This window comes from Actinomadura terrae, from assembly GCF_022751215.1.
Classification (GTDB): domain Bacteria; phylum Actinomycetota; class Actinomycetes; order Streptosporangiales; family Streptosporangiaceae; genus Spirillospora; species Spirillospora terrae.
The window spans coordinates 1833995-1860055 of the sequence record NZ_JAICDG010000002.1; the positions used below are offsets into that span (position 1 = coordinate 1833995).

The 26061-nt window shown below is 71.6% G+C and carries 26 protein-coding genes; 12 read left to right on the forward strand and 14 right to left on the reverse strand.

Translation table 11 applies throughout. The features are described from left to right. Positions 1–6: 6 nt before the first annotated feature. Complete coding sequence (locus K2F47_RS18390) at positions 7–402, reverse strand: RidA family protein (RefSeq protein ID WP_242906005.1); 396 nt, start codon at positions 400–402, stop codon at positions 7–9. Positions 403–499: 97 nt separating this feature from the next. Between K2F47_RS18390 and K2F47_RS18395 the strand changes: the two genes are divergently transcribed. After that, on the forward strand, positions 500–1468 hold the full coding sequence (locus K2F47_RS18395) for a helix-turn-helix transcriptional regulator (protein WP_242905138.1): 969 nt from the start codon (positions 500–502) through the stop codon (positions 1466–1468). 16 nt (positions 1469–1484) lie between these two features. Here K2F47_RS18395 and K2F47_RS18400 read toward each other — a convergent pair whose 3' ends face one another. After that, a complete protein-coding gene (locus K2F47_RS18400; protein ID WP_242905140.1) occupies positions 1485–1967 on the reverse strand; it encodes a DinB family protein in 483 nt (160 codons plus the stop codon). 90 nt (positions 1968–2057) lie between these two features. Between K2F47_RS18400 and K2F47_RS18405 the strand changes: the two genes are divergently transcribed. Then, the gene (locus K2F47_RS18405; protein WP_242905142.1) at positions 2058–2651 is read left to right on the forward strand and encodes a helix-turn-helix domain-containing protein; all 594 of its coding nucleotides are present in this window, start codon (positions 2058–2060) and stop codon (positions 2649–2651) included. Between the two features lie 8 nt (positions 2652–2659). On the opposite strand, the gene K2F47_RS18410 is transcribed toward K2F47_RS18405, so the two are convergent. Further along, positions 2660–3574, reverse strand: a complete 915-nt coding sequence (locus K2F47_RS18410; protein ID WP_242905149.1) for a TIGR03620 family F420-dependent LLM class oxidoreductase — start codon at positions 3572–3574, stop codon at positions 2660–2662. A 71-nt stretch (positions 3575–3645) separates the two neighbouring features. Here K2F47_RS18410 and K2F47_RS18415 point away from each other — a divergent pair, with 71 nt between their 5' ends. The 4 genes from K2F47_RS18415 (at position 3646) to K2F47_RS18430 (ending at position 8037) form a co-directional block, all read left to right on the forward strand. Further along, positions 3646–4203: a TetR/AcrR family transcriptional regulator gene (locus tag K2F47_RS18415; RefSeq protein WP_242905150.1), complete on the forward strand. Its 558-nt coding sequence runs from the start codon at positions 3646–3648 to the stop codon at positions 4201–4203. A gap of 370 nt (positions 4204–4573) precedes the next feature. Continuing rightward, positions 4574–4969, forward strand: coding sequence for a GNAT family N-acetyltransferase (locus tag K2F47_RS18420; RefSeq protein WP_242905158.1), 396 nt, complete (start codon positions 4574–4576; stop codon positions 4967–4969). A gap of 401 nt (positions 4970–5370) precedes the next feature. After that, positions 5371–5784: a peptidase inhibitor family I36 protein gene (locus K2F47_RS18425; RefSeq protein ID WP_242905161.1), complete on the forward strand. Its 414-nt coding sequence runs from the start codon at positions 5371–5373 to the stop codon at positions 5782–5784. Between the two features lie 336 nt (positions 5785–6120). After that, positions 6121–8037: a WD40 repeat domain-containing serine/threonine protein kinase gene (locus K2F47_RS18430; protein WP_242905163.1), complete on the forward strand. Its 1917-nt coding sequence runs from the start codon at positions 6121–6123 to the stop codon at positions 8035–8037. Here K2F47_RS18430 and K2F47_RS18435 read toward each other — a convergent pair. Then, the gene (locus K2F47_RS18435; protein ID WP_272497216.1) at positions 8034–9263 is read right to left on the reverse strand and encodes an MFS transporter; all 1230 of its coding nucleotides are present in this window, start codon (positions 9261–9263) and stop codon (positions 8034–8036) included. The genes K2F47_RS18430 and K2F47_RS18435 overlap by 4 nt on opposite strands. Before the next feature lie 47 nt (positions 9264–9310). Here K2F47_RS18435 and K2F47_RS18440 point away from each other — a divergent pair, with 47 nt between their 5' ends. After that, the gene (locus K2F47_RS18440) at positions 9311–10282 is read left to right on the forward strand and encodes a GlxA family transcriptional regulator (protein ID WP_242905167.1); all 972 of its coding nucleotides are present in this window, start codon (positions 9311–9313) and stop codon (positions 10280–10282) included. 71 nt (positions 10283–10353) lie between these two features. Here K2F47_RS18440 and K2F47_RS18445 read toward each other — a convergent pair whose 3' ends face one another. Together K2F47_RS18445 and K2F47_RS18450 are read right to left on the reverse strand one after the other, a co-directional pair. After that, a complete protein-coding gene (locus K2F47_RS18445) occupies positions 10354–12144 on the reverse strand; it encodes an alpha/beta hydrolase (protein WP_242905169.1) in 1791 nt (596 codons plus the stop codon). Positions 12145–12264: 120 nt separating this feature from the next. After that, positions 12265–12828, reverse strand: a complete 564-nt coding sequence (locus K2F47_RS18450) for a hypothetical protein (protein ID WP_242905171.1) — start codon at positions 12826–12828, stop codon at positions 12265–12267. Between the two features lie 121 nt (positions 12829–12949). Here K2F47_RS18450 and K2F47_RS18455 point away from each other — a divergent pair, with 121 nt between their 5' ends. Next, complete coding sequence (locus K2F47_RS18455) at positions 12950–14074, forward strand: sensor histidine kinase (protein ID WP_242905179.1); 1125 nt, start codon at positions 12950–12952, stop codon at positions 14072–14074. Further along, on the forward strand, positions 14071–14712 hold the full coding sequence (locus tag K2F47_RS18460; protein WP_242905181.1) for a response regulator: 642 nt from the start codon (positions 14071–14073) through the stop codon (positions 14710–14712). Before K2F47_RS18455 ends, K2F47_RS18460 begins: the two co-directional genes overlap by 4 nt. A 132-nt stretch (positions 14713–14844) precedes the next feature. On the opposite strand, the gene K2F47_RS18465 is transcribed toward K2F47_RS18460, so the two are convergent. From K2F47_RS18465 to K2F47_RS18480, 4 genes are all read right to left on the reverse strand, one after another. Continuing rightward, positions 14845–15738, reverse strand: coding sequence for an alpha/beta hydrolase (locus K2F47_RS18465; RefSeq protein WP_242905183.1), 894 nt, complete (start codon positions 15736–15738; stop codon positions 14845–14847). Positions 15739–15846: 108 nt separating this feature from the next. Next, positions 15847–16677, reverse strand: coding sequence for an NAD(P)H-binding protein (locus K2F47_RS18470; protein ID WP_242905185.1), 831 nt, complete (start codon positions 16675–16677; stop codon positions 15847–15849). 20 nt (positions 16678–16697) lie between these two features. Then, positions 16698–17378 (reverse strand): SDR family oxidoreductase, encoded by a 681-nt coding sequence (locus tag K2F47_RS18475; protein WP_242905193.1) that lies wholly within the window; start codon positions 17376–17378, stop codon positions 16698–16700. After that, positions 17375–17830, reverse strand: a complete 456-nt coding sequence (locus tag K2F47_RS18480; RefSeq protein WP_242905195.1) for a nuclear transport factor 2 family protein — start codon at positions 17828–17830, stop codon at positions 17375–17377. The genes K2F47_RS18475 and K2F47_RS18480 overlap by 4 nt, the downstream gene beginning before the upstream one ends. 61 nt (positions 17831–17891) lie before the next feature. On the opposite strand from K2F47_RS18480, the gene K2F47_RS18490 reads away from it, so the two are divergent. Beyond that, entirely contained in the window at positions 17892–18776 is an 885-nt protein-coding gene (locus K2F47_RS18490; RefSeq protein ID WP_272496934.1) for a LysR family transcriptional regulator, read from the forward strand. An 8-nt stretch (positions 18777–18784) separates the two neighbouring features. Here the strand turns inward: K2F47_RS18490 and K2F47_RS18495 are convergent, their stop codons facing one another. Next, the gene (locus tag K2F47_RS18495; RefSeq protein WP_242905200.1) at positions 18785–20110 is read right to left on the reverse strand and encodes an NB-ARC domain-containing protein; all 1326 of its coding nucleotides are present in this window, start codon (positions 20108–20110) and stop codon (positions 18785–18787) included. Between K2F47_RS18495 and K2F47_RS40750 the strand changes: the two genes are divergently transcribed. Further along, a complete protein-coding gene (locus tag K2F47_RS40750; protein WP_272496935.1) occupies positions 20102–20233 on the forward strand; it encodes a hypothetical protein in 132 nt (43 codons plus the stop codon). The genes K2F47_RS18495 and K2F47_RS40750 overlap by 9 nt on opposite strands. A 115-nt stretch (positions 20234–20348) precedes the next feature. Here K2F47_RS40750 and K2F47_RS18500 read toward each other — a convergent pair whose 3' ends face one another. Next, positions 20349–20867: a helix-hairpin-helix domain-containing protein gene (locus tag K2F47_RS18500; RefSeq protein WP_242905202.1), complete on the reverse strand. Its 519-nt coding sequence runs from the start codon at positions 20865–20867 to the stop codon at positions 20349–20351. Between the two features lie 34 nt (positions 20868–20901). Beyond that, positions 20902–21426, reverse strand: a complete 525-nt coding sequence (locus tag K2F47_RS18505) for a MarR family winged helix-turn-helix transcriptional regulator (RefSeq protein ID WP_242905210.1) — start codon at positions 21424–21426, stop codon at positions 20902–20904. A 93-nt stretch (positions 21427–21519) separates the two neighbouring features. On the opposite strand from K2F47_RS18505, the gene K2F47_RS18510 reads away from it, so the two are divergent. Next, positions 21520–22479 carry an NHL repeat-containing protein gene (locus K2F47_RS18510; RefSeq protein WP_242905212.1) on the forward strand — a complete coding sequence of 320 codons (960 nt, stop codon included), beginning with the start codon at positions 21520–21522 and terminating at the stop codon, positions 22477–22479. A gap of 228 nt (positions 22480–22707) precedes the next feature. On the opposite strand, the gene K2F47_RS18515 is transcribed toward K2F47_RS18510, so the two are convergent. Beyond that, positions 22708–25713, reverse strand: coding sequence for an FAD-dependent oxidoreductase (locus K2F47_RS18515; protein ID WP_242905225.1), 3006 nt, complete (start codon positions 25711–25713; stop codon positions 22708–22710). Positions 25714–26061: the final 348 nt, after the last annotated feature.

Genomic DNA, 26061 nt, shown 5'->3' on the forward strand with positions numbered 1-26061 from the left:
CGATCATCACTCGACGGCGGTGCCCTCGAGCTCGACCATCAGCTCGGGGATCGCCAGCCGCGACACCCCGAGCATGGTGGTGGTCGGTGCGACCCCGGCGGCGCCGAGCCGCCCGGCCAGCACGCCGTAGTGCTCGAACAGCAGGTCGACGTCGGTGGTGTAGACGTTGAGCCGGACGAGGTCGGCGAGCGTCATGCCCGCCTCGCCGAGGACGGCCTCCAGGTTGTCCAGGGCCAGCGCCAGCTGCGCCGCCATGTCCCCGGCGTGCTGGGGCTTGCCCTCGTCGCTCATCGCGGTCTGCCCGGAGCAGTACAGGGTCCGGACGGCCCCGGAGACGACCTCGCCCTGGTTGTACCCCAACTGCGCCGACCACGGCCACGGGTTGACCGTCGTTCGCTCCACAGCCATATCTGCTCCATCCTTGACTGATTGATGTCGAGGTCAGAGCCTCGCAGGGCATATACGACATCCACTGTCGTGTATTTCGTAGAGTTCTCTCATGCGCGCCGATCGGTTGGTCTCGCTGGTCCTGCTGCTGCGGCAGCACGGCCGGCTGTCGGCGGCCCGGCTGGCGCGCGAGCTGGAGGTGTCGACCCGCACCGTCCTGCGCGACATCGAGGCGCTGTCGGCGGCCGGCGTCCCCGTCTACGCCGAACGCGGGCGGCACGGCGGGTTCGCGCTGCTGCCCGGCTTCCAGACCGAGCTGACCGGGCTGAACCACGACGAGGCGCTCGCGCTGCTGGTCGCCGGGTCGCGACGCGGCGCGCAGGTGTTCGGCCTCGGCTCCGCGCTCGCCTCGGCCATGCTCAAGGTGGCGGACGCCCTGCCCGAGGGCCACCGGAACATCGCGGCTGGGGCGGCGCGGCGGCTGCTCATCGAGCCGGAGACCGACCTGCTCTCGCGGCGCGCGCCCGCCGAGGAGGTGCCCGACGCCGTGGTCGGCGAGGTCCGGCGCGCGGTGTTCGCCGGGCACCGGCTGCGCATCCGGTACGCGCCCGCGGGCCAGACCCCGACGTGGCGCACGGTCGACCCGCTCGGCCTGGTCACCGCGCGCGGCCAGGGCTACCTGCTGGCCGTGCGGTCCGGCGAGGACCGCACCTACCGGCTCTCGCGACTCCTGGCCGCCGAGGAACTGGACGAGCCCGCGGAGCGTCCGGACGACGTCGATCTCGACCGGGCCTGGCAGGAGCGCAGCACGCGGTTCCGGACCGGCGGCGACCAGGTCGCGGTGCGGCTCCGGATGCACCCGGCGCGGCGGAAGGAGCTGGTGGACACCGCGCTCGCCGTCCTCGCCGAGCAAACGGAGGAGGGCGGCTGGCTGCGGCTAGAGGCGACCTTCCAGGACGCGCGGCACGCCGTGTGGGCGCTGTGGCAGCTCGGCGTGAGCGCGGAGGCCCTGTCCCCGGAGTGGCTGCGCACCTCCCTGCGCGACCGGGCCGTCGCGATCGCCGCCCGCTACGAACCCTGACGAGGGCCGGGACGGGTCAGCGGCCGGTCGCGCCGTCGATCAGCTCCCGCAGGATGTCCGCGTGGCCCGCGTGCCGCCCGGTCTCCTCGATCATGTGGGCGAGGGCCCAGCGGACGCTCGGCGCGGGACGTCCCGCCTGCGGCCGGGGGACCGGAGCGTCGAGGTCGGCGCAGCCGTCGAGCACCGCGTTGGCCCGCTCCACCGCCTCGTTGTAGCGGGCGACGACGTCGGCCGCGCTCGCGGTCGGCGCGGCGCGGAACGTCGCCTGCCAGTCGGTGACCTCCTCCCCGAGGAACATCGAGCGTTCGACGAAGGTCAGGTGGTTGAGCAGGCCGAGCAGGTTCGTGCCCGAGGGCACCGCCGCCTCCCGCACCTGCGGCTCGGGCGCGTCGACGACCTTCGCGGCGACCGACGTCCTGAGGTAGTCGAGGAAGCCGCGCAGGACGTCGGCCTCGCCGCGTCCGGTCCGGGGCGGCGGTGTGTCACGGCGCCTGGGCATGATGATCTCCTCCTGGTCGGAACATGCCCAGCCTGACCGCCGTGCCCACGATCCGGCACGAATTCTTGCGGTTCTGGCAAGCTGGCCGCCATGGACCCTGGAACGGAGGACGTCCTCGACGCGGTCGGCCCGCGCCTGCGCGCGCTGCGCCGCGACCGCGGCATCACGCTCGCCGACCTCGCCGCCGCGACCGGCGTCTCGGAGAGCACCCTGTCCCGGCTGGAGAGCGGGCAGCGGCGCGCGACCCTGGAGCTGCTGCTGCCGCTGGCCCGCATCTACGACGTCCCGCTGGACGACCTGGTCGGCGCCCCGCGCACCGGCGACCCGCGCATCCACCTGAAGCCGGTCCACCGGTTCGGCATGACGTTCGTCCCGCTGTCGCGGCGGCCGGGCGGCACGCACGCGTTCAAGATGATCATCCCAGCTCGGCCGGAGCCGCTGGAGCCGGTACCGCAGACGCACGAGGGCTTCGAGTGGCTGTACGTGCTCAACGGGCGGCTGCGGCTCGTCCTCGGCGAGCGCGACCTGACGCTGCCGCCCGGCGAGGCGGCCGAGTTCGACACGTCGCTGCCGCACTGGCTGGGCAGCGCCGACGGCGGCGCGGTCGAGCTGCTCATCCTGTTCGGGCAGCAGGGCGTCCGCTCGCACGTGCGCGCGACCTCGCACAGCCCGTTCCAGGGCTAGGACGCGGGTCAGCGCCCCTGCACCAGCGCCGCCAGCTCGCGCCATTCGGCCTCCGGCGCGGTGGACGGGTCGGCCGTGAGCACCTGAAGGCACACGTGATCGGCCCCGGCGTCGAAGTGGGCCTGGACGCGCTCGGCGATGGCGTCGAACGCCTTGGGCCCGCCGCCCGCCACCAGCGCGTCCACGACCCGGTCGGACGGGGTGCCGGTCAGCTCCTCCTCCGTGAAACCGAAACGCAGCTTGTCCTTGGCCTGCGCGCCCTTCATCCGGAGATATCCGGCGACATGGGCCCGCGCCACCTCGCGGGCCCGGTCGGCGTCGGGGTCGAGGACGACCGCCTGCTCGACGGCCAGCACCGCGTCCGGGCCGAGCCGGGGCCGGGCGTCCTCGGTGTGGGCGACCGGCACCAGGTAGGTCAGCGCGCCGCTGGTCCGCGCGGCGGACAGCGCCAGCATCTTCGGCCCGAGCACGCCCAGCACGCGGTGGTTCGGGACAGCCGGGGCGGGGCTCTGGAGCGGCACCGCGTCCATCGCGTCGAGGTAGTTGCCCACCGTTTCGACCGCGCGCCCGCCGGACGGGATGCGGTACCCCAGGTGGACCAGGGGCCGGTCGTCGGTCCGGTGCCCGCCGAGGCCGAGGACGAACCGTCCGGGGTGGGCCTCGGCCAGCGAGCGCTCCCCGGAGGCCATCGCGATCGGGTCGCGGAAGTAGATGTTGGCGATCCCGGTGCCGACCACGAGGTTCTCCGTCGCGTCGAGCAGCATCCCCGCCTGCGTCAACGCGTTGCGGCCGAACCCCTCGCCGACCCACAGCGCGCCGTACCCGAGCTCCTCGATCTCGGCGGCCAGCTCGCGGACGCGGGTGGCGGGCTGGGTGTCCAGGGCGAACGTCCACAGGCCGAGGCGGCCGGCAGCGAAGTCCATGCGTCCTCCAGTAGAGTGAGTGCCTCTCACCTTACGATAGTGAGGGGGTCTCATCTTGTCGAGGAGGTCGCGTGCCCGAACCGAAGGCGATGCGCGCCGACGCGCGCCACAACCGCGAACGGCTGCTCCGGATCGCGGACGAGACCTTCCGGCGCGAGGGCGTGGACGCCTCGCTCGCGGAGATCGCGCGCACCTGCGGGATCGCGATCGGCACCCTCTACCGGCACTTCCCGACCCGCGAGGCCCTGCTGCTGGCGTTGATCCACGACCAGGTCACGAGCCTGCGGGAGAGCGCGGAACGGCTCGCCGGCGCGCCCGCCCCCGACGAGGCGCTGATCGAGTGGTTGCAGGAGTTCGGCCGGTGCGCGTCGGGCTACCGGGGCCTGGCGGAATCGATACTGACCGCCGCCAGCGCCGAGGGATCGGACCTGAACTCCAGCGTCGAGAGCATGCGCGCCGCCGCCGGTGTGCTGCTGGCCAGGGCGCAGGACACGGGAGCCGTCCGCGCCGACGTCTCCCGCGCCGAGGTGTTCGCCCTTGCCTGCGGCGCGGGCACCGCGAGCCAGTACACCGGCGCCGACCCCGACCGCCTGCTGCGCCTCGTCGTCGAGGGCCTCGCGCCACGCTGAGCGCGCTTTCACCGGACGCGCGGAGGCGCCGCCCGGCCTGATATCGACCGGGCGGCGCCTGTCACGCGGGCAGCGCGAGGGTCTGCTTGCGGATCTTCATGGACGCAACTCCTTGGGAGCGTGGGAAATCACGTACGGTGTCACCGGTGGCGCAATACGTAGGCCGGGTCCTTTTTTGGAATGCGGCCCGGAATGCAGGCCCATCATTAGGCGGCCGCGAGCCGCCGGGAAATGTCTTAGGTCATAAAACTAAGCTATGACCGGCCGGGCCCTGCGAATATCAATGAATGCTGAGAGTCATTGGCCGCGTCCAATTTTTCTCCGAATATTTGATAGGAAATCTGGGCATCGACGGCCTAGGCTCGCCGCCATGACGATCATGTACGAGTGGCGGGGCGGCTTCGAGAACGCCTCCCTCAACGCCCTGCACGCGGAGGGCTTCGACCACCCCGTCCTGGACATCGACTGGCGGGCGCAACTGCACCGCCACAGCCTCGGCTGGGTCTGCGCCCGGGACGGCGCCGACCTCGTCGGCTTCGTGAACGTCGCGTGGGACGGCGGCGTCCACGCGTTCATCCTGGACACCCTGGTCAGGGCCGAGCACCGGCGCCGCGGGATCGGCACCGCGCTCGTCGCCGCCGCCGTCGCGGGCGCCCGCGACGCGCGGTGCGAATGGCTGCACGTCGACTTCGACGACGACATGCGCGCGTTCTACTTCGACGCCTGCGGATTCCGCCCGACGGAAGCGGGCCTCATCCCCCTGTGACCCCCGTCCACGCTCCGCCGCCCGTCCACCGCGCCTCCCGCCAGGGCGAGCCGGTCCGCACCCGCCAGCGGACACGCCCCTACCTGTCCGTCGCCTCAAACGAACAGGTCGCGATGGCCGCCCTCTGTCTTACCCCGCCAGATGTCCGAATCGATCGGATCTACCATTCAGTAGATCATGAAACCGACCAGGTTAAACATCTTCAAAAAGGATCTACCCGATAGCCGCTTTTCAGAGACTTGCTGTCGACTCTATAGTTGGGATGCAGGGCGAGCCGCGTGCGTGGAAGAGCGTCATGTGACCGAGACTTCATTCTCGAAGCGGCTTGCGTAGTACTCATTCGTGCAGCGCCATGATCTGTTCACTCCTCGCGCATTCATCGAACATCAGGGAGATGCACTGTGATCAAACGCAATCTGGGAATCGTGCTCGGAGTCGCCATCGCCGGCAACATCATGGGGGTTGTCCTGGCTCCGATGTCGCTCGCCGCCACGTCCGGGCCGCCTACCGAGGCGCAACTCCTCAAGCGCGCAGCTGATCAGTGCGAGGCCGGAGTGATCTGTTTCTGGGCGAACCGCGACTTCAGCGGGAACCATTGGAGCTGGAGCCCCAGGAACGGCTACCGGGACATGCCTCCCTACCTGCATGATAATGTGGCGTCGTTCTACGCTAATGCCGCAGGCTGCTTTATCGACTGGGAGCCGCGGCTGTACGTAAGAGTGGCTGTTGGAGATTACTCCAAATCCTACAAGGCGGGCGGCAAATTCGGCAGCAGAATCGACGCGGTCACAAAGCTCGGCGACTGTCACGCGTAGGTGCATGGAGTTAACCGATAAACAGGCCTGCCTCGCCCAGGCAACATGACGGTAGGCGTCAACGAGCAGGACTGGACGAGGCCCGAAGCCGGCTCACCCGCCTCTGCCGGATCTGGGCCGACAGGCTGGCCGCGCTCACCGCCGTCCAGCTCGACCGGTCGCCCGACGAGGGCTGGACGATCCGTCGGCTCGCGTTCCACGTGGCCGAGTCGACGTACTACGCCGACAGCGTCGGGAACCTGTCGGCGGCCCCTCGGATCGCGCGGGCCGGCCGGGGTGATCACAATCAGGTAAGCGGCACTACCGGTCCGTGAGCCGGCGTGGTTGTGTGCGACTGTGACACGGGACGTGGGAAGGGTCGTGCTCGGCCGCTACCGGCTGGTGGACGTGCTGGGCGAGGGCGGAATGGGCGCGGTCTGGCGCGCGCACGACGAGCGGATGCGCCGGGACGTGGCGCTCAAGCAACTCAAACTCCCGCCGGGCCTGGACGCCGGACAGCGCGAGCACCTCGTGGCGCGCATGGAGCGGGAGGCGCGGTCGGTCGGAATGCTCAAGCATCCGAACGTCGTCACCGTCCACGACCAGTTCCATGACGAGGACGGGCTTCCCTGGATTGTCATGGAACTCGTGCGCGGCCGCTCGCTGGCCGCCGTTATCGGCGACGAGGGCCCGCTGGACGAGGCGCGCGTCGCCCGGATCGGCGCGCGGATCGCCTCGGCGCTGGCCGCCGCGCACGAGGCCGGGATCGTGCACCGCGACATCAAGCCCGCCAATGTCCTGCTGGAGGACGAGCGGGTCGTCGTCACCGATTTCGGAATCGCCGCCGTCGCGGGGGAGACGACCCTCACCGCCAGCGGCGCATTGGTGGGCACCCCGGCCTATCTCGCTCCCGAACAGGTGAACGGCGCCGAGGCCACCGCCGCGTCCGATGCCTGGTCTCTGGGCGCCACCCTTTATGCCGCCGTCGAAGGCCGTCCCGCATTCACCGGCGGCACCCTCGCGGCGCTTCTCCTCGCCGTTTCGCAGGGGCGACCCGCTCCCACCCAGCACGCCCGGCGGCTGGCACCGGTGCTGCGTGAGCTGCTGCGTCGTGACCCCGCGCGGCGTCCCACCGCCGAGGCCGTCGCCGCCACACTGACCGCGCTGACCGACTCGGAACCCGCTCCGGAACCCGCGCCCGCACCGGTCCCGCCGCTGTTTCCGCAGCCCACGCGGCGCGCGCTTCTCGTCTCCGGGGCCGCCGCCGTCGCGGCCTTGTCCATTCCGATCGGCTTCGTTATCCGGCGCGACCACCGGACCGTCTCGCGCGGCCCTGTCGCGACTCCCGCCTCACGGCTGTCCGCGGGCCATCCCCTCATCGGTCACACCGATTCCGTCACCGCGATCGCATTCAGCCCTGACGGAAAGACCCTCGCCACCGCCAGCGAGGACGGAACGGTGCGGATGTGGGACGTGTTCACCCGCGCACCCACCGGCAATACGCTCGTCGGCCATTCCGGCACGGTCCAGGCGCTGGCCTTCAGCCCCGACGGCAAGACGCTGGCCACCGGAGGCGACGACAAGACCGTGCGGCGGTGGGACGCGGCGACCCATGCCCCTCTCGGTAAGCCTTTCGCCGAGCACACCGATTCCGTCCGGGCAGTGGCCTACAGCCCCGACGGAAAGACCCTGGCCACCGCCGGACAACTGGTGTTCCTGTGCGACGCGAACACCCTCAAAATCGTCGGCGATCCACTGGTGACCAGCGGTCTCGTCGGCACGCTCGCCTACAGCCCCGACGGCGAAATACTGATCACCGCGAGCAACGACAACATCGTGCGGCTGTGGGATATCACGGACCGCACACCGATGTTCCGGCAGCTCAAGGGCGACACCAATGCCGTCGGCGCGGTCGCTTTCAGCCCCGATGGAAAGACCCTCGCCACCGCGGGCCACGCCTGGGCGGTGTCGCTGTGGAATATGCGCACTCGCGTCCCCATCGGGAAGCCGTTGGTGTCCAGGGACGCGGTCGGCGCGGTGGCGTTCAGCCCTGACGGAAAGACCCTCGCCACCGCGGGCGAGGACAAGTCGGTGCGGTTGTGGGACGCGCACGCCCGCACACCCCTCGGCAAATCCCTCACCGGGCACACCGGCGCGATCACGGCGCTGGCGTTCAGCCCCGACGGCAGGACGCTCGCCAGCGCGAGCGACGACCGGACCGCGCGGCTGTGGGACGTGACGTCCACACCCCGCCCCACCGGGAACGGCGGCTAGGCCGACGCGCACACCGCGACCGGGAGCGGCTCCCCACCCGTCCGGGCGGGCTCCCGCCCCAGCCGCCGGACCGGCTTGATCAGCAGCAGCGCCACCACCATGCCCGTGGTCACCAGCGCCGACACCAGCATGAACGCGCGCGGCTCGACCACCGCCGTGACCGGGCCGGCCAGCGCCTGCCCGACCGCCATGCCCGCCACCGACCCGGCCACCTGGTAGGCGTTGACGCGGTTCAGCACGTCCGGCGCGACCTGGGTCTGGACGCTCGTCGACCACATCACCGACCAGAACGCCATCGCGCAGCCCCCGAGCAGGTGCCCGGCCATCAGCGCGGGCACCGGCGCACCGAGCGCGACCGTCAGCGGTGCGGGCACGTAGCCGATCAGCGCGATCGCCCCCGCCGCCAGCGGCCGGCGCGGCCGGAGCCGGATCGCCACCAGCCCGCCGAGCACGGTGCCGAGGCCGAGCGCCGCCATCACCCAGCCGTAGTCCGACCCGATGACCTGCGACGCCAGCGGCACCGACGGGCCGATCACGAGGACGCCCCAGAAGACCCACACGAGGATCACCGACCACATCCACGTCCTGGCCTTGAACTCCTCCCAGCCCCGGCGCAGGTCGCTGAGCACGTCGGAGGGTTCCGGCGTCGGCACCGCGACCCGGACCAGGAGCAGGCAGACCCCGCTGACCAGGAACGTCGACGCGTCCACCGCGTAGACGACGACGGGCCCGGCGAGCGTGATGAGCACCCCGGCGAGCGCGGGACCCATCAGCTGCGTGACCGCCTCCGCGATCTTCAGCGTCGCGTTGGCGCGCTGCGGATCGTCCGAGACGAGCGGGACCATGCCGTTGACGCCCGGCTCGAACACCCCGGCCGCCATGCCCGACAGGACCGCCATCGCCAGCAGCAGCGCGTACGGCGGGGCGCCGCCCACGAAGGCGATGGCGACGGTGCCCTGGGTGAGCACCCGGACCGCGTCCGCGCCGATCATCAGGCGGCGGGCGCCGATCCGGTCGGCGACGACCCCGCCGAACAGCATGACCAGCACGGCCGACGCCGTCCAGAGCGCGAGGACGTAGCCGACGCCCGCGATCCCGTAGTACCTGCCGACCGCGAGCGCCGAGGCGACGGGCATCATCGCGTCGCCGAGCAGGGAGATCGTGCGGGCCCCGAAGTAGAGGGTGAAACTCCTCGTCCACATGGGCCCAAGTCTGGATATTTCCAGCTCAGTCCGCCGGTGTCCTAAATGACATCGTTGGGTACATTTACGCCATGCCCCTCGACTGCCCGGAGACTCCGCCGGAGCCCGCCGCCCCGCACCGCGTGGTCGCGCTGGTCGCCCCCGACCAGGAACTTTATCCGGTGACCTCCGCCTCGGCCGTCTTCGGCTGGCACGGTCCCGACATCCCCCAGCACTACAGCTTCCGGCTGTGCGCGGAGCACCCCGGCTCGCTGCCCACCACGCTCGGCGTCCCGATCCAGGTGGACGGCGGCCTCGACGCCCTCGACGACGCCGACACCGTGCTCATCGCGGGCTGGACGCATCGCCGGTCGCCCGCCGTGCTCGACGCGGTGGGCCGGGCCCACGCCCGGGGCGCCCGCGTCGTCGCCGTCGCCGCCGGGATCTTCATCCCCGCCGCCCTCGGCATCCTGGACGGCCGCCGCGCCTCCGTCCACTGGGAGCTGGCCGCCGAACTCGCCGCACGGCACCCCCGCGTCATCCCCGACGGCACCGTGATCTACGTCGACCACGGCGACGTCGCCACCGCCGGGGCCTCGGCCGCCACCCTCGACCTGTGCCTGCACCAGGTGCTCCAGGAGTACGGCGCCGCCTACGCCATGCGCGTCGGCCGCCAGCTCGCGGCCGGTCCGCACCGCGAGGGCTGCCAGCGCCAGTACCCGCCGCTCCCCACCACCGGCCCCATGCCGGACTCGCTGGCGCCCCTGCTCGAATGGCTGCTGTCCCGGCTGCCCGAGCAGACCACGGTCGAGGACATGGCGGCCCGCTCGGGCGTCTCGCCCCGCACGCTCACCCGCCAGTTCACCGAGCAGCTCGGCGTCCCGCCCGGCCGCTGGCTGCTGGAACGCCGCCTGGCCGCCTGCCGCGCCCTGCTGGAGGAGACCGAACTGCCCGTCGAGACCATCGCGACCCGCGTCGGGCTCTCCTCGGCGGTCAACCTCCGCCGCCGCTTCCACACCGCCCTGCGCACGACCCCGGCCGCCTACCGCCGCTCGTTCCGCTGAGAACGCCGGGCGGGCGCATGGCCCGCCCGGCGTCCCCACCGCTCAGTTCACCGCTTGGTTCACCGCTTGGTTCACCGCGTTCCGAGCAGGACGGACGGCGGGATCCGCGTCGCCACCGGCGGCAGCTTCGCGTCGTGCCCGGCGGCCATCACGCTCGCGTCCGCCGGCCCCCGCGGCTTCAGCGCCGTTCCCGGGGCCTTCTCGAACGGCTGGATGTCGCCGACGCACACCTTGCCCGCGGGCGGCAACGTCCCCTTGACGAGGTAGGTCTCGATCGCCCCCGTCACGCACGCCGAGGTGCCGTAGGCGGTGTGCCCCCAGCTGTCGCTGGACAGCAACCGGCTGTTGGGCAGCAACTTGCTGGACGAGACCGCGTCGTTGTAGTTGGTGGCCGGGTCGTAGTAGTCGCCGACGAACAGCACGGGCGCGCTCGTCCGCCGGTTGAAGGGACCGTTGTAGGCGTCCTCGTCGCGGACCGTCCAGCTCTGGCGGGCGCACTGGACGGTGGTCCAGCCCCATCCGCCTCCGAAGTAGGGCGCCCGCCTGTCGGCCGCCGCCGTCAGCGCGGGCCAGTCCTCGGCCTTCTTCGGATGCGAGGCGTCGGTACAGATGACGCTGCTGAGCGCGTCGGGGCTGTTGTCGTAGGGGAAGTCCTTGGCCAGGACGTTCGCCGCGGCCTTCTGCTGCGCCTCGACCTCGGCCCGCCGCTGCGCGATGCGGGTCGCCAGAGCGTGGCGCGCGGCCTCCGCCTCCTCCGCCTTGATGGACGGCGCGGTCGCCTTCCACAGGTCGGTCAGCGAGGCGTCGATGATCAGGTAGCCGTCCGGCGAGTAGAGGTAGCCGAGCGTCCCGGCGACGAGGTCGGCGTAGGTGACCTTCTGCCCCTCGATGTCGGCGGGCTTCGCCTTCAGCCTTTTGGCGAGGACGTCGAAGTTCTTGACGGGATCCCCGTACGCCGCGAACGAGCACTTCTTCTTGCCCGCCTTGCCGCAGCGGACGAGCATTTCCTTCAGCGCCTTGTACGAGCCGTCCCCGGACTTGAGCCGGTCATCGAGAAGCTGCTTCTCATTGGCGCCGTGGCCGACCCAGGAAACCGGGTTGAGAACGCCGTCGGCGACCATGACGCGCAGCCGGTCGGGGAACATGTTCGCGTAGTACTGCGCGAGCGCCGTACCGTAGCTGAACCCCAGATAGGACAGTTTCTTGTCACCGACCGCACGGCGCAGGACGTCCATGTCGCGCGCCACCTCGGCGGTGGACATCGACCCCGACAGCGGCTTCCCGGTCGTCGAGCACCCCTTGGCGAGCGCCTTCGCCGACTTGATGTAGGCCCCCTCCTCTTTCGCGCCGACCGGGAAGGGCACCCTCATGCCCTCCATCGCGAGCGTCTGGTCCCTGGTGGACTTGAAGCACGTGACGTTCGAGCTGAACCCGATGCCGCGCGGGTCGAACCCGACGATGTCGAACCGGTCGAGGACGTCCGCGCCGAGCATGTCGGGCGCCGCGTAGGCCAGCGCGGTGCCCTGCCCACCGGGCCCGCCCGGGTTGACGAACAGGCTGCCGATCCGCTTCTTGGCGTTCCGCGCCTTCACCCGCAGCACGGCGATCTCGGTGGTCGCGCCCTTGGGATCGTCGTAATCCAGCGGCAACCGAACGGTCGCGCATTCGGCGTAGTCGTAGCACTTGTACCAGCCGAGCTTCGGGGTGGGCACCTGGTCGACGCGTTTCGCCTCGACCGGGCTCGTCCTGTCGCCGACCTGGGCTCTACCCGTGCCGGGGTCGGCGAGCGCGCTGACAGTTAAGGCGGGTACGAGCGCCGCCGCGGCCACACCGGCCACGAGAATTCTGGGTCCGAGGCGCATGCGATTCCCTTCGGGAGATGGATGCCTTTTCCGCGTGCGAGGCGGATGGGTGCACCGATTGTCGTTCGCGCGCCGTCCTCCCGTGATCCACCAATGGGACTCGTCCTTCGCCCGCAAAGATCACACCGATGACCGATTGACGCGCATCCCTGCGGGGCGTACCTGCCCCTCCGCTCCGGGATCGGCCCTGCGCCGGTGGTAGGCCAGCGTCGCGAGGGCGAGCAGCGGCCCCCAGGCGAGCATGGGCACGTAGGTGAGGCTCATCACGACCGCCGCCCCGCCCTCGGGGAAGTTCGGATCGGCATCGGCGCCGCTCAGCACCCATACGATCTTGAAGGCGAAGGCGACGCCGAACGCGGTCAGCAGCACGGAGGCGGCCGCCGCCGGGACGATGGCCGCAAGCGGACGAACCGTCCGGCCGCCGATGAAGGGAATCCACCCGGGCGCGCGCTCTCCCCACGGGCGGACCAGCCCCAGCGCCAGGAGCGCGCAGCCCTCGGCGACGAGGCTCAACACGATCGGCCATACCGACCCCGCACCCGGGATGTCGGCTTGATCGAGCCAGGCCTGGTCGAACCCGACGGGAGTGCCGGTCGCCATGGCGATCCGCCAAAGACCGGCGGGGGCGGGTGCGAGTGCTGCGGCGTGGGCCGTCCAGACGGCCTTGCGAGATGGTTTCTGCATGCGATCCACACTCGGCCGCGATGGCCATGCGCCACCAGATGCCGTTCGGCCTCGTCCCGCCTGGTAAGAGGTGCCGTTCGGCACGGGTCGGGCACCGGCGCGACGACCTAGGATCAGCGCCATGCACGTCCGCCGCCTCTGGCCCCTGGGGCTCGTCCTGGGCTCGGGCCTGGCCGTTCCCGCCTTCGGCTGGACGGCCGTGACCGCCGCCCTGGCCGGGTCGTCCGCCGTGCTCGGCGTCCGGCCGCGATCCGGGCCGAGCACGCGGTGGAGCGCGGGCGCGGCGGCGGCCGCCTCCCTCGGCGCCAGCGCCGCGTACCTGTGGACCGGCGCCCCCGAGCCCGTGATCGCGCTCGGTTACGCCGAGATGGCGGCGCTCACGATTCTGGTCTTCGGGCTGGCCCGCCGGGCACCGCTCCGGGAGGCGGTCGCGCTCGCGGCGGCCGCGAGCGCCGCGGTCGCCGCGCTCGTGCTCAGGCTCATCACGGCGAGCACCGACGTGCCGGCGGCGACGGCGGCGATCGCCTGCGCGATCTTCCTGACCGGCCCCGCCGCTGCCGCCGCGACCGGCGTCTACCTGCGCCTGCTGGACGCGCGCCGCCGCCGCGCGGTGACCGACGCGCGCCGCGACCAGCGCCTGGCGCTCGCCCAGGACCTCCACGACTTCGTCGCCCACGACGTCAGCGCCATCGTCGCCCAGGCCCAGGCCGGGCAGGTGATCGCGGCGGCCGACCCGGCCCGCGCCGCCGCCCTGTTCGCGGGCGTCGAACAGGCCGGACTCCGCGCCCTGGCCTCGATGGACCGCGCGGTCGAGGCCCTCCACCCGGACCGGGGCCTGGCGCCCATGCCCGGCCTCGCCGAGCTGCCCGAACTCGCCGCCGGATACTCGGCGGCGGGCCCCGCACAGGTCCGGCTGTCCCTGGAGCCGGGCCTCGCGGTTCCCCGGGAGCTGGGCGCCGCCGCCTACCGGGTCGTCGTGGAGGCGCTCACGAATGTGCGCCGGCACGCGTCCGCCACGAGGGTGGACGTGCGGGTCCGGTGCGTCCAGGGCGACCTGCTGGTCAGCGTCACCAACGACGGCGGGCCCCGGCGCCGCGTCGCCTTCGGCCGCGCCACCGCGGGCGGACTGGGCCTGCGCGGCCTGGACGAACGCGTGCGGGCCCTCGGCGGCACGTTGACCGCGGGCCCGCACGAGCAGGGCTGGCGCGTCCAGGCGACCCTGCCCTGCCAGGGGCGGGACGCATGATCGACGTCCTGCTCGCCGACGACCAGCAGGAGATCCGCGGCGCGTTCCGCCTCATCCTGGAGGCACAGCCGGACATCCGGGTCGTCGCCGAGGCCGCCGACGGCGCCGAGGCCATCGAACTGGCGCGGCGCCACCGTCCCGACGTCGTCGTCACCGACATCCGCATGCCCGTCATGGACGGCCTGGCGGTGACCCGCGCGCTGGCGGGCGGCGACGTCCGCGTCGTCGTGGTCACGGTCTTCGACCTGGACGAATACGTCGACACGGCGCTCCGCGAGGGTGCCTGCGGCTTCCTGCTCAAGCGCTCGGGCCCCGCGCTGCTGGTCGAGGCCGTCCGCGCCGCCGTCGCCGGGGACGCCCTGATCAGCCCGCAGATCACCGTCCGCATGCTGAGCCGCCTCGCCCGTCCGCGCCCGCCGAGCCCGGCGAATCCGGCGACCGAGCCGCTGACCCCGCGCGAGACCGACATCGCGCGGGGCGTCGCGTCCGGGCAGACCAACGCCGAGATCGCCGCCGACCTCCATCTGGCGCCCGGCACGGTCAAGAACCACATCGCCGCCATCCAGCGCAAGCTGAACGCCCGCAACCGCGTGGGCATAGCCACCTGGGCCTGGGACCACGCGCCGCCCCCTCGCTAGTCTGTGTTCATTGAAGTCCCGGCCCACTGCCCTCGCCTGGCGGCTCGGGCAGTGACCGTGCCTTTGCGGGCGCGGATCGCTTCGCGATCTTCCCGGTGGGGCCTCGCCTCCGCCTTCGGCCCCACCGCTCAGCTACGCGGGACGCAGCGTGCGGGCGAAGTGGGCCGCCGCGGCGTCCGCCGCCGTCGTGACCTGCGGTTCCTGGTCGTAGAAGGCGAACTGGTCGCCCCCGGTCCAGATGAACTCCTTCGGGCCGGCCAGCGCGGCGTGGAAACGCCGTGCCCCGTCCGGGATGGCGGCGTCCTCGCTGTGGACGAGCAGGACGGGCTGGGAAAGGCGGGGAGCGAGTGACAGCGAGTCGTAGCCGAGCCAGTCCGGCCATGCCATCACCGCGAAGCGGTTGGGCCACCGCGGAAGGCCGCCGCGCTCGGGATTGAGGTAGAAATCGATGTCGAAGGGCATGGCGGCGCGGGGGTCCGAACCGCTGACGACCGGCACGTACTCGACCTCGCCCGTGGACTCGTACCTCGCCCGCGCCCGCGAGGCCTCGGCGAGCCTGCCCTCGACCCCCTCCTCCCCGCCGTACACCTCCCGGCAGATCTCGGGGTCGTGCAGCCAGGGGGCGATGAGCGCCAGCGACCGGACGCGGGGGTCGCCCGCCGCGTTCCCGCTCATGTACATCGCGGCGGCGCAGACGCCGAGGGCGCCGAGCCGATCGGCGTCCACGGCGGGATGATCGGCGAGGAAGCCTACCGCGTGGTTGATGTCACGGACCTTGAGTTCCGGCACCTCGCAGTCGCGGGGCTCGCCCTCGGACTCCCCGTAACCGGTGAAGTCGAAGGACAGGGCGGCGAAACCGCGGTCGGCGAGCCGTTCGGCGTACCGGTCGGCCATCTGCTCCTTGACGCTCGTCCACGTGCCCGCGACCACGATCCCCGGAACCGGCCCGGCGCCGCCGGGCAGGAAGAGGTTCCCGGTCAGTGTCACGTCGCCGGCGGCGAATTTCACTTTCGTCACGGTGGTCATGAACGTTCGCTCCTTCGAGGAGTGCCCATGGGGCTGTTCGGCCTGGTGGACGAGCCGTCCAGGGGGAAGGGAGAAGAAGTCTCGGGCGGCGAGGCGGCGCGGTCCCGGTCAGCGGAAGTCGTCCGCGTGGGCCTGGGCCCATTGCTCGAAGGTGCGGGGAGCCCGGCCGGTGACGTCGCGGACGGTCGAGCGGACGATCGACTCGTCCAGCGTCCCGTTCACGTAGAAGTCGAAGAAGGCGTCCACGTACTCGGCGGGCGTGGTGGCGAGCAGGTCGGCGCGCGCCTCCTCGTTGGTGAGGCCGACGAATTCCAGGTCGCGGCCGAGGGCCTTGGCCAGCACGGCGACCTGGTCGGCGGGCGGCATCGCGACCGGGCCGGTCGGCTGGAGGATCTCGCCCCGGTAGTCGTCCGACAGCAGCGCGCGGGCGGCGACGGCGCCGATGTCGTGCGGGTCGACGCTCGCCGTCTGCACGTCCGGGAACGGAACCCGCACCCGGTCGCCCGACCGGATCTGCGGCGCCCAGCGCAGAGCGTTGGACATGAACGCGCTCGGACGCAGGAACGTCCACGGCAGCCCGGACTCGCGCACGGCCGACTCGGAGGCGACCATGAAGCGCGTTACCGCGTTGGTCATGTCGCCGCTCCCGGCCGAGCCGCCCGACAGCAGCACGACCCGCTCCACACCCGCGCGGCGGGCCTCGGCGACCAGGCCCGGCATGTCCGCGTAGCCGGGGAGGAGGAACACCGCGCGTGCCCCGTCCAGCGCCGCGGTCATGCTCTCCGGCCGGTTGAGGTCGCCCGCAACCGGCTCGACACCGTCCGGTAGCGACGCGGTCTCGGGGTTCCGTACCAGTGCCCGGACGGGTTCACCGTCCGCGACCAGCGCCCGGACCACCTCGGCGCCGACGTTGCCCATCGCGCCCGTAACCAAGATCATCCTGTTTCCTTCACGTGTGCTCACCAGGGGAGGGGGCGGCCGTCGCGGAAGAACCCGCCGGTCGGGCCGTCGTCGGGCAGCGTGGCCGCCCACACGATGCCCTCCGCGCCCTCGGCGACCGGACGCCCGCCGGGGCCTCCCATGTCCGTCGCGACCCAGCCCGGGCAGATCGCGTTCACCAGCACGCCGTCGCCCCGGAGCTCGGCCGCCAGCATGCGGGTCAGCGCGTTCAGGGCCACCTTGGTCGTGTTGTACGCCGGGGTGCCGCCGCCCATGTTGGTCAGCGACGCGGCCTCGCTGGACACGTTGACGATCCGGGGATGCGCGCTCTCGCGCAGCAGCGGCAGCAGCTCCTGGACCAGCCGCCAGGGGCCGTACAGGTTCGTCTCGGCCGCCGCGCGGACGACTTCCAGGTCGGCGGACGCGGCGTCCTGCCAGGTGTCGTAGGTGATGGCGGCGTTGTTGACCAGGACGTCCAGCTTTCCGTAACGCCCGGTAACCGTGGCCGCCGCATGCACGATGTCTTCCTCGGAGGTGACGTCCAGCCGCACCGGGGCGACGTCGCCGCCGATCTCCTTGGCCGCGGCCTCGGCCGCCTCCAGCGACCGGGCGGTCAGCAGGACCGTGTGCCCGCGTCCCGCCAGCTCACGGCAGACCTCCCGGCCGATGCCCCGGTTGCCGCCGGTGACGAGCGCGATCACTGCTCGCCCGCGGCGAGGGCCGTCAGGTTCCTGTTGCCGTCGGCCCAGGTGGCGGTCATGACCAGGCCGCCGATCCGCCACGCGCCGTCCGTCCGGACGAGGTCGAAGCGGTAGTTCCCGCCCAGCGTCCACAGCGGCGAGCCGAACGGGTCGGCGAGGCGGTGCGTGGCCTGGAACGCGGCCGTGCAGACCGCGGTGTCGCCGTCGACGGTCACCAGATGGTTCGTGATCAGATGCTGCGTGGCCTCGAACGCGCCGAGCGTGCCCGACCAGGCGTCGATGATCTGCGCCGGGGTCAGCACCGCGGGCTCGCCGCCGTTCAGGCTGGTGTAGTCGAGCGTCACCGCGTCCGTGAAGATCTCGCTCAGCCGGTCCCATTCACGCTGGTCGGCGTGCCATGCCAGACGGGTGCAGGTCTCGATGATCGCCAGGCGATCCTCCGTGGTGCTCATCCCGCAATCATGGTGTCGATCTTCCGGGCCCGTCCAATATCTGCTGTAATAACCAACGGTTATGGATGCTCATCTGCGTGACCTGCGCTACTTCGTGGCCGTGGCGGAGGAGCTCGGCTTCACCCGCGCGGCCGAGCGCCTGTTCATCTCGCAGCCCGCGCTCAGCAAGCAGGTGCGCCACCTCGAAACGCAGCTGCGGGTGCGGCTGTTCGACCGCGACCGGCGTACGGTGCGGCTCACCGCCGCGGGCGAGGCGCTGCTGCCCGCCGCCCGCGACCTGCTCCAGCGGTGGGACGAGGCCCAGCGCGCGGTCGGCGACGCCGCCGGGTCCTCCAGCCTGACCGTCGGCATGTCCACCAGCGTCGGACGCGGCCTCCTCGGCACGCTGCGGGACCGGTTCGCCGCCCGCCGCCCCGCCTGCGACCTGCGGCTCCGCCAGATCAACTGGGCCGACCCCACGGCGGGCCTCGCCTCCGGGGAGGTCGACGCGGCGTTCGTCTGGCTGCCGTTCCCCGGCCAGGACGACCTCAACGTCCGCGTCGTCGCCCGCGAACCGCGCTGGGTCGCCTTCCGGGACGACCACTGGCTTTCCGGACGGGACGAGGTCGAATTCGCCGAACTCCTCGACGAGAAGTTCCTGGCACTCCCCGAAAGCGCGGGCCCCCTCCGCGACCACTGGCTCGCCATCGCCGAGCGCGCCGGCCGCCCCCCACTGATCTGCACGACCGTGACGAACGCCGACGAGACCTTCGCCGCCCTCGAAAGCGGAATCGGCATCGTCCTCCTCGCCGCCGGAAACGCCGGGATCTACCGGCGCGAGGGCATCACGACCATCCCGGTCACGGACCTGCCGCCGACCGAACTGGCTCTGGCCTGGCGCCCCGGCGACCACCGCGGCACCATCCGAGCCCTACTCGAATCCCTGGACGACGTGACCGCGCGATAGGGGGCGCATCAGCCCCGCCGTTCGCCCGTGCGGAAACCGCTGGCGAGCATTTCCCGGAGCCGTCCCGCGGTCTCGCAGTCCGCGGCCTTGCGCGGCTTGGTCGCCTGGGCGGCCGTGGAGAGATAATCGGCCACGAGGCGGCTGAACGCGGCGTACCGCTGCGGTTCCGACTCGTTCCGGCCCGCCAGGGAACGCGCGTACTTCCGCACGAGCGGATGGAGACGGTAACGAGGTGTGGTGACCTGGCGGACGAGATGCTTGTCCAGCAGCGATTCCAGGACGGCTTCCGCCTCGCCGACCGGAACACCGGCCAACGCGGCCGCCGACGTCGCGGTGAGGTCCTCTCCGGAATGCTGCCCGATCATCTGGAAAATGTGCCGGTGATGCTCCGGGAGGCCGTAATAGGAGGCATCGAAAGAGGCCGCGTGTACCGACCCATCGTCCGCGTCGAGATGACGGAGGACACGGCGCAGCGCCCAGGCCGGACGGCATTGCAGCAGCCGCGCCGACGAAGCGATCGCGCCCGGCAGCCTTCCGCACGCCTCGACGATCTGCACGGCGGCCCGAGGATCGGCCGCGACCCGTTCCGGGCCGACGATCCGGCTCAGCAGGTCGATCGCCTCGCCGACGGGCAGCTCCTCCAGCGTCAACGGCCGGGCGCCCTCCAACCCGGCCAGGCTGTTCCGGCTGGTGATCAGCACCAGCGACCCGGGAGAACCGGGCAGCAGCGGCCGTACCTGGTCCTCGTCGGCCGCGTCGTCGAGCACCACCATCGCGCTCTTCCCAGCCAAGCAACTTCGATACAGCGCCGCCCGATGCTCCGACTCCATGGGAATCTGCTCCGCCGCCACGCCCAACGCGCGGAGGAAACCGTCGAGCACCACACCGGCATCGGCGGGCGACCGGTCCAGGTCGCGCCCATGCAAATCGGCCCATAACTGGACTTCGGCGAAGCGGCCCCGCAGGACGAGCTCGTGGGCGGCCCGGACCACCAGCCGTGTCTTACCGACCCCGGCCATTCCGCGCACCGTCACAACGTTCACTGGCCCGCTTGCCGACTCCTCCTCAGAACGGGCGCCGGCGAGGTCGGACAACCGCTGGAGTTCGACGGCCCGCCCAGTGAACTCGCCGATATCCCTGGGCAATTGCCGTGCGGCGATGGCGACACCGGCGGCATGCGACGGTGCCCCCTGCGCATCACATGCCGCCGCATCCCAGCCCTGCGGCACCGCCTCGCCTTGAAGCACCTCAAGATGGGCGCGACGTAATGGCTCGGAGGGGTCCACGCCGAGGACGTCCGCGAGCCTGCCCCGGGTGGCCTCGTAATGCCGCAAGGCCTGCGCCCGCCGTCCGCACGCGTCCAACACGCCAGCGGCGTCTCGGGAAAGACCTACTACTTCCACTTCAAGCTCTCGAAGAAGCACTCGATCGAGGCCAAGGCCTACTACGGCACGTAATCAGCCCCCCGCGTGACGAGAACCATCGCGCAGCAAGGGCCTCGGCCGGCAGCCCCCAAGGCTGCCGGCCGAAACCTTGACCGATAACGGCTCGAAAACACGGCGTGCTCCCGGCTCAGCCGCCCGACTCGCGAAGGACACGAACGGCTTTCGGCCCGACTCCGTGCATCGCCAGCAATTCGGCGTCGGACAGCGCAGCAACCTGGGCAAGCGTCGTAATGCCCGCCCCGGCCAGGGCCCGGGTAGCAGGCCCTCCAATCGACTTAGGCAGGTCACCGACCCCACCGGGCGCAGCGGCGTCCCCGGCGGCCACCCGTTTCGCCAACCTTTCCGGCGCCTGCGAAAGCCATGCGCGGCGCACCCAATGGTTGAGCTGCTGACCATTGATGTCCCCGATCGGCACACACGCACCGACCACCGCCCCTTCACTGCCCAGCGGCCGCGCCGTCGAATGCTCGCCAAGGACCCTCTCCGCCTCCGACGCGGGAAGCCGCAGCTCCACCAAACCGCCCTTGTCCATCGACACGAACCACTCCTCGTGCACCGCGAACTCGACGATTCCCGAATCAGTGACCCGCTCGACGGTCTCGGGACACGAAAAGGCGGCCTTGCGAAGCTGCGCGAGAGTCGTCATAGCCTCAACCCAACCACGCGAGGCTCGAATCCGGTCAGGGGTCGCCTGGCGCGCGGGGGTCGTCCGCCTCGTCGCCGAGGCTGAGCAACAGTGTGCGCAGAATCGCGGCGAGGTCGTCCCGCTGGCGCGGGTCGAGCGCGGCGAGGATGCGGCGCTCATTGTCGAGGTGGGCGGCGACGGCGCGGTCGATGAGGTCGCGGCCGGCGGGGGTGAGGGCGACGATGACGGTGCGCCGGTTGGCGGGATCGAGGTCGCGCGTGACGTAACCCTTGGCGACGAGGCGGTCGAGCCGGTTGGTAACCGCACCCGAGGTCACCATCGACGAGCGGGCCAGCATGCCCGCCGTCAGCCCCTCGGGGGAGCCGCTGCGCCGGAGGGTGGCGAGGACGTCGAACTCGCCCCGTTCGAGACCGAACTCGCTGAATAGCGCCTTGAGTTCGCGCTCGGCGAGCCGTGTCACCCGGGAGAGACGTCCGAGCACGCTCATCGGGGACGGGTCGAGGTCGGGGCGGGCACGGGCCCACTGCTCCAACACCAGGTCGACGGCGTCACGCGCCACGGCCGCACCTTTCAACGCTGAACTGTTTGACATCAAATTAGCACCCGTCCCACGCTCCTCAGCGCTGAACATTTCAACGTTGAAAGGTTCCCCATGTACCGTCCCGCACTCTCCGCCGCGCTGGTGCTCGGACTGGCCGCCGCGATGAGCGCCCCCGCGCGGGCGTCCGTCGCCCACCCCGATCACCGTCCCGGCGCGGCGGTGTACCCGACCACGATCCGGCTGCCCAACGGTTTCCAGCCCGAAGGCATCGCGACCGGACCGGGCCCCTTCGCCTACATCGGCTCGATGGCCGACGGCTCCGTCTACCGCGCCGACCTGCGTACGGGAGGTGGCGTGATCCTCAGCCGCGGGCCCGGCACCCCAGCCCTCGGCCTGAAGACCGACCAGCGCGGACGGCTCTTCGTGGCGGGCGGCACGGGCGGCGACGCCCGCGTCCTCGACACCCGCACCGGCAGGGTCCTGGCCTCCTACCGCCTGGCTACCGGCCCCGCCTTCGTCAACGACGTCATCCTCACCCAGGGCGCCGCGTGGTTCACCGACTCCACCAACCCGGTGCTCTACAAACTGCCGCTGCGCGGTGGACGGTTGCCCTCCGCCGCCGTCCGGATCCCCCTCACCGGTGACCTCGTCTACCACGGCGGCTCGGACAGCGCCGCCTTCAACGCCAACGGCATCACCCCGACACCGGACGGCCGGGGCCTGATCGTCGTCCAGTCGAACACCGGCGGCTTGTTCCGCGTCGACCCGGCGACCGGCACGACCCGTCGCGTGAACCTGCACGGCGAGTCGCTACCGGAAGGCGATGGCCTGCTCCTACGCGGCCGGACGCTGTTCGCGGTGCAGAACCGCTTCAACACCGTGGCCGTCCTGCGGCTGAACCCCGCAGGAACCGACGGCCGCCTCATACGGCGGGTGACACATGCCCGGCTGAACCTACCGACGACCGTGGCGGCCTTCGGCTCCCGCCTGTACCTCCCCAACATGCAGTTCTTCGCGACCGGCCCGACCCCTCACATCTCCTACACCGCCGTCGCGATCCCGCGCCCCTGACCGCGCGGTCAGGCTTCGGGACGTCCGGAGCCTCACGCGTACGGCTGCGATGGCCGTCATCGCCACCTCGCAGGGCGCGGACGGACCCGGCGACCCGCCCTGCCTGACCAACGGCTTCCAGACCGCCTTCATCGGAGCCGTCGTCGCCCCGGCAGGCGCCGCCCAGGCCCCCAACCCGGAGCGGCGCTGCCCTCGGCGGCGGGCCGTCCGCGGTCTGCCTCCGGGTCGTCAGCCGTCCGGGCGCAGCACTGTTCGGCCGGTCTGCATGACGAAGGCGACCTCGCCCATGGCCGTCATGTCGGTGAACGGGTTCCCGCGCACCGCGACGAGGTCGGCGACGGCACCGGGACGGATCCTGCCCAGGTCGGGACGGCGCAGCAGGTCGGCCGCGGTACTGGTGGCGGCCCGCAGCGCACGCAGCGGGCTGATGCCGACGCGGGTCATCGTCGGGAACTCGTGCCAGGTGTCGGCGTAGGGCACCACGCTGGCGTCGGTGCCGAACGCCAGCCGTACCGGTGAGTCCGTCAGCAGCCCGGCGAACCGCCGGATCCGGGCGTCGTGCCTGCGGAACTTCGCCCGCATGTGCTGCGGGAGATCGGACCAGAACTCCTCGTCGTCGAGGCGGTCGAGGTGGCGGAACACCGCGTACAGGGTCGGCACAAGGTAGACGTCGTGCTGGACCATCGACTCCAGCGTCTCGGGGCCGCACAGGCTGGCGTGCTCGACCGACCGCACCCGGGCTCTGACCGCGCGGATCACCGCCGTGTCGTTGACGGCGTGCACGGCGGTGCCCAGGCCAAGATCCTCCGCGGCGGAGACCAGCGTGGCCATCTCCGACCCGGTGTAGGTGACCGCCGTCGGGCTGTCGACGCGCGAGCCGAATCCACCGCTGGCGGCGAACTTGATCCAGTCCGCGCCGGCCCGGAACTGGGCGCGCACACACCGCAGGATCTCCGCGCTCCCGTCGGCGACCGTGCCCAGTTCGGCGTCCAGTTGCACCGCCAGACCGACGTCCTTGTCGCCGTGCCCTCCGCGGGCGGAGATGATGTGCGGTGCGGTGATCAGCCGCGGGCCGTCGATGAGGCCCTCCGCCTGGGCGCTCCGTAGTTCGATCGCGTTGGCCAGGTCGGTCCCGCCCAGATCGCGCACGGTGGTGAAGCCGTGCTCCAGCAGCGTCCGCAACACGGTCAGCGCCCGCAGGTTCTGTGCCGCGGCGGAGCTCAGTTTCCGGTCGTCCCGCAAGACGTGCACGTGGCAGTCGATCAGTCCCGGCAGCAGGGTGTGGCCGGGCAGTTCGACGACGTGGGCGTCCAGCGGGACGTCGACGTCGCGTCCGACGGCGACGACTCGGTCGTCATGGACCACGACTCGCACGCCGGGCACGGGGTTCCGCTCATCGCCGTCCCAGGTCAGGCCGGCGGCGATGACCTGGTGCGCCGGGGGCGCGCTGGGTCTGGCGGTCGAGCGGTGGGGGGATCGGTGCTCGGCGGTGGCGGTCTCCTCGGTGGTGGGCGGCCGGAAGTCCGGGTCGGACCACACATCCCCCGGGCCCGGGTTGTCGGGGAATGTCGATCCGCCCAGGTACCGCAGCACGCCCCAGGCGGCGTTGAGGCCCGAGGCCATCGCGTGGTCGAGCCAGCCTGACGACCACGCGGTGTCGTCTCCGGCCAGGAACAGGGGGTTCGGCGGCTCGCCCGGCACGGCCGCGGCCCCGGCGAAGTCCTTCATGAAGTGGGAGAACAGATCCCACTGGTAGCCGTACTCGCCGGGACGGGAGAACCGGCACATGCCGCGGAAGTTGCGCTGCCGCTCCCAGGAGATCGTGCACGCCTTCCCGGTGCCGACCTGGCGCAGCAGCTCTCCGGCCACCTCGGGGTGGATCTTTCCGAGCTCCCTCGCGAACAGCGCGGTCCTCTCCTCCAGGGTGGACGAGGAGACCTTCATCGCGTCCTGCGCCCAGGTGAAGCTGAGGAGCAGGACGGCGCGATCCCCGCCGGCGCCCGCCGGGGGGCCGTAGTCCAGGGTGTAGGCCGCCCGCGGCAGCCGATCGGTCAGCGTCACCCCGTCCAGGCTGGTCGACTCCCAGAACGGCTCGGAGGCCACCAGCGCGGTCTTGGCGGATTCCCAGTAGCTGACCCGCCGGATGGCCCGCAGCATCCGGGGCCCGAGCGGCGGCGTGCCGGTGCCCGGGGCGGGACGCACGTCCACCGAGGTCTCCAGCACGTGCAACTGCGGCGTGAAGATCACCGCCGGGAACCGTTCCGCCCGGCCGTCCTCGCTGTGCACCACGACGCCGGCCGTCCGGTCGGCGCCCACCTCCAGGGCGGTCACCGCCGGCCGCGGAGCGCCGTCGTTGACGTCGGCGAGGCTTGCGGTCTCACCGGAGGCGGTGCTGACCGGCCGCGACCAGAACGCCTCCGCGAGCGCGCTGCTGCCCTCGCGCAGGTGCCATACCCGGGCCGGTTCGCTACAGAGCAGCAGCCGGAGGATCTCGACGAACGACAGGTCGAAGAAGGAGTCCCACGCCGCCGTGGCGATCCCCGCCGTGCCCAGCAATCCGGCCTGGTCCTGGGTCAGCCCGACGCCGGCGGGATCTCGCAGGAAGCGCAGGAAGCTCCAGTGGTCGAAGCGGGTCACGAGCTCGGTCCACAGCGCTCGCAGACCCGCCAGGTCACGGGCCTGAACCCGCTCCCGCAGCTCGTCGAGACCGATCCGGCGCAGCGCCTCCAGCCACCGGGTGTGGGCCTCGCGGAACCGCTCGTCGCGCTGGTACAGGTCGGTGATCTCGCGTACGTCGTGACGGACGCCGCCGACGTCGAGCACCGTACGGGGCGTGGTCTCGGGGTCATATGCCTCGCGGAACGGCTGCGTGTGCAGCCCGAACCGGCCGACGTAGTGCCGCAGCAACCGGGCGGTGTCCGGAAAGCGCATGCATCCCAGCTCGACGACGGCGCTGTCGTGCGGACCGAGCCGCCGGGAGTACATGCGCCCGCCCAGGCGCCGCCCGCCCGGGCCAGCCGCGTCGGCCTCGGCCTCGTACAGTACGGGCCGGTAGCCGACGCGCAGAAGCTCGTAGGCGGCCGTCAGACCGGCGCCGCCGGTGCCGACGACGGCGATCGAGGTGCCCTCGGTCCCGGGCGCGGCTCGCCCGATGCGGCGGTCATCGCGCACATAATCGGCGTAATCGAACGGAAAGTCGACCTGGACGTCCGAGGCGCGCGCACTGCTGGCCATTCTCGCCTCCTCTGACGAGGCACTGATGACGGGTCAAAGCGAAACTATCCCGGCGAGAGTATCCACTTCTCCATCATGCTGACGGGGTGCTCGCCGCGACGGCCGGCGGCGGAGTTCTCTTCGTCCAGGACCGGTTCCGCGACGCAGGACCCGTCCGTGTGACTGGCGCGTTCGTTCTCCATGGGAACGCGACAGTTGTGCCGAGATCATGCCACGGGATTCAAGAACCCGATCAATACCGCTGCCGAGGGGACGAACCGCCCCAAGTCTAACGATTTCTCTCGCGCCGGTCGACGTGCGCTTCGAGTGGTCACAGGGTGTCCTGACATTCGGCGCATCACTATTGCC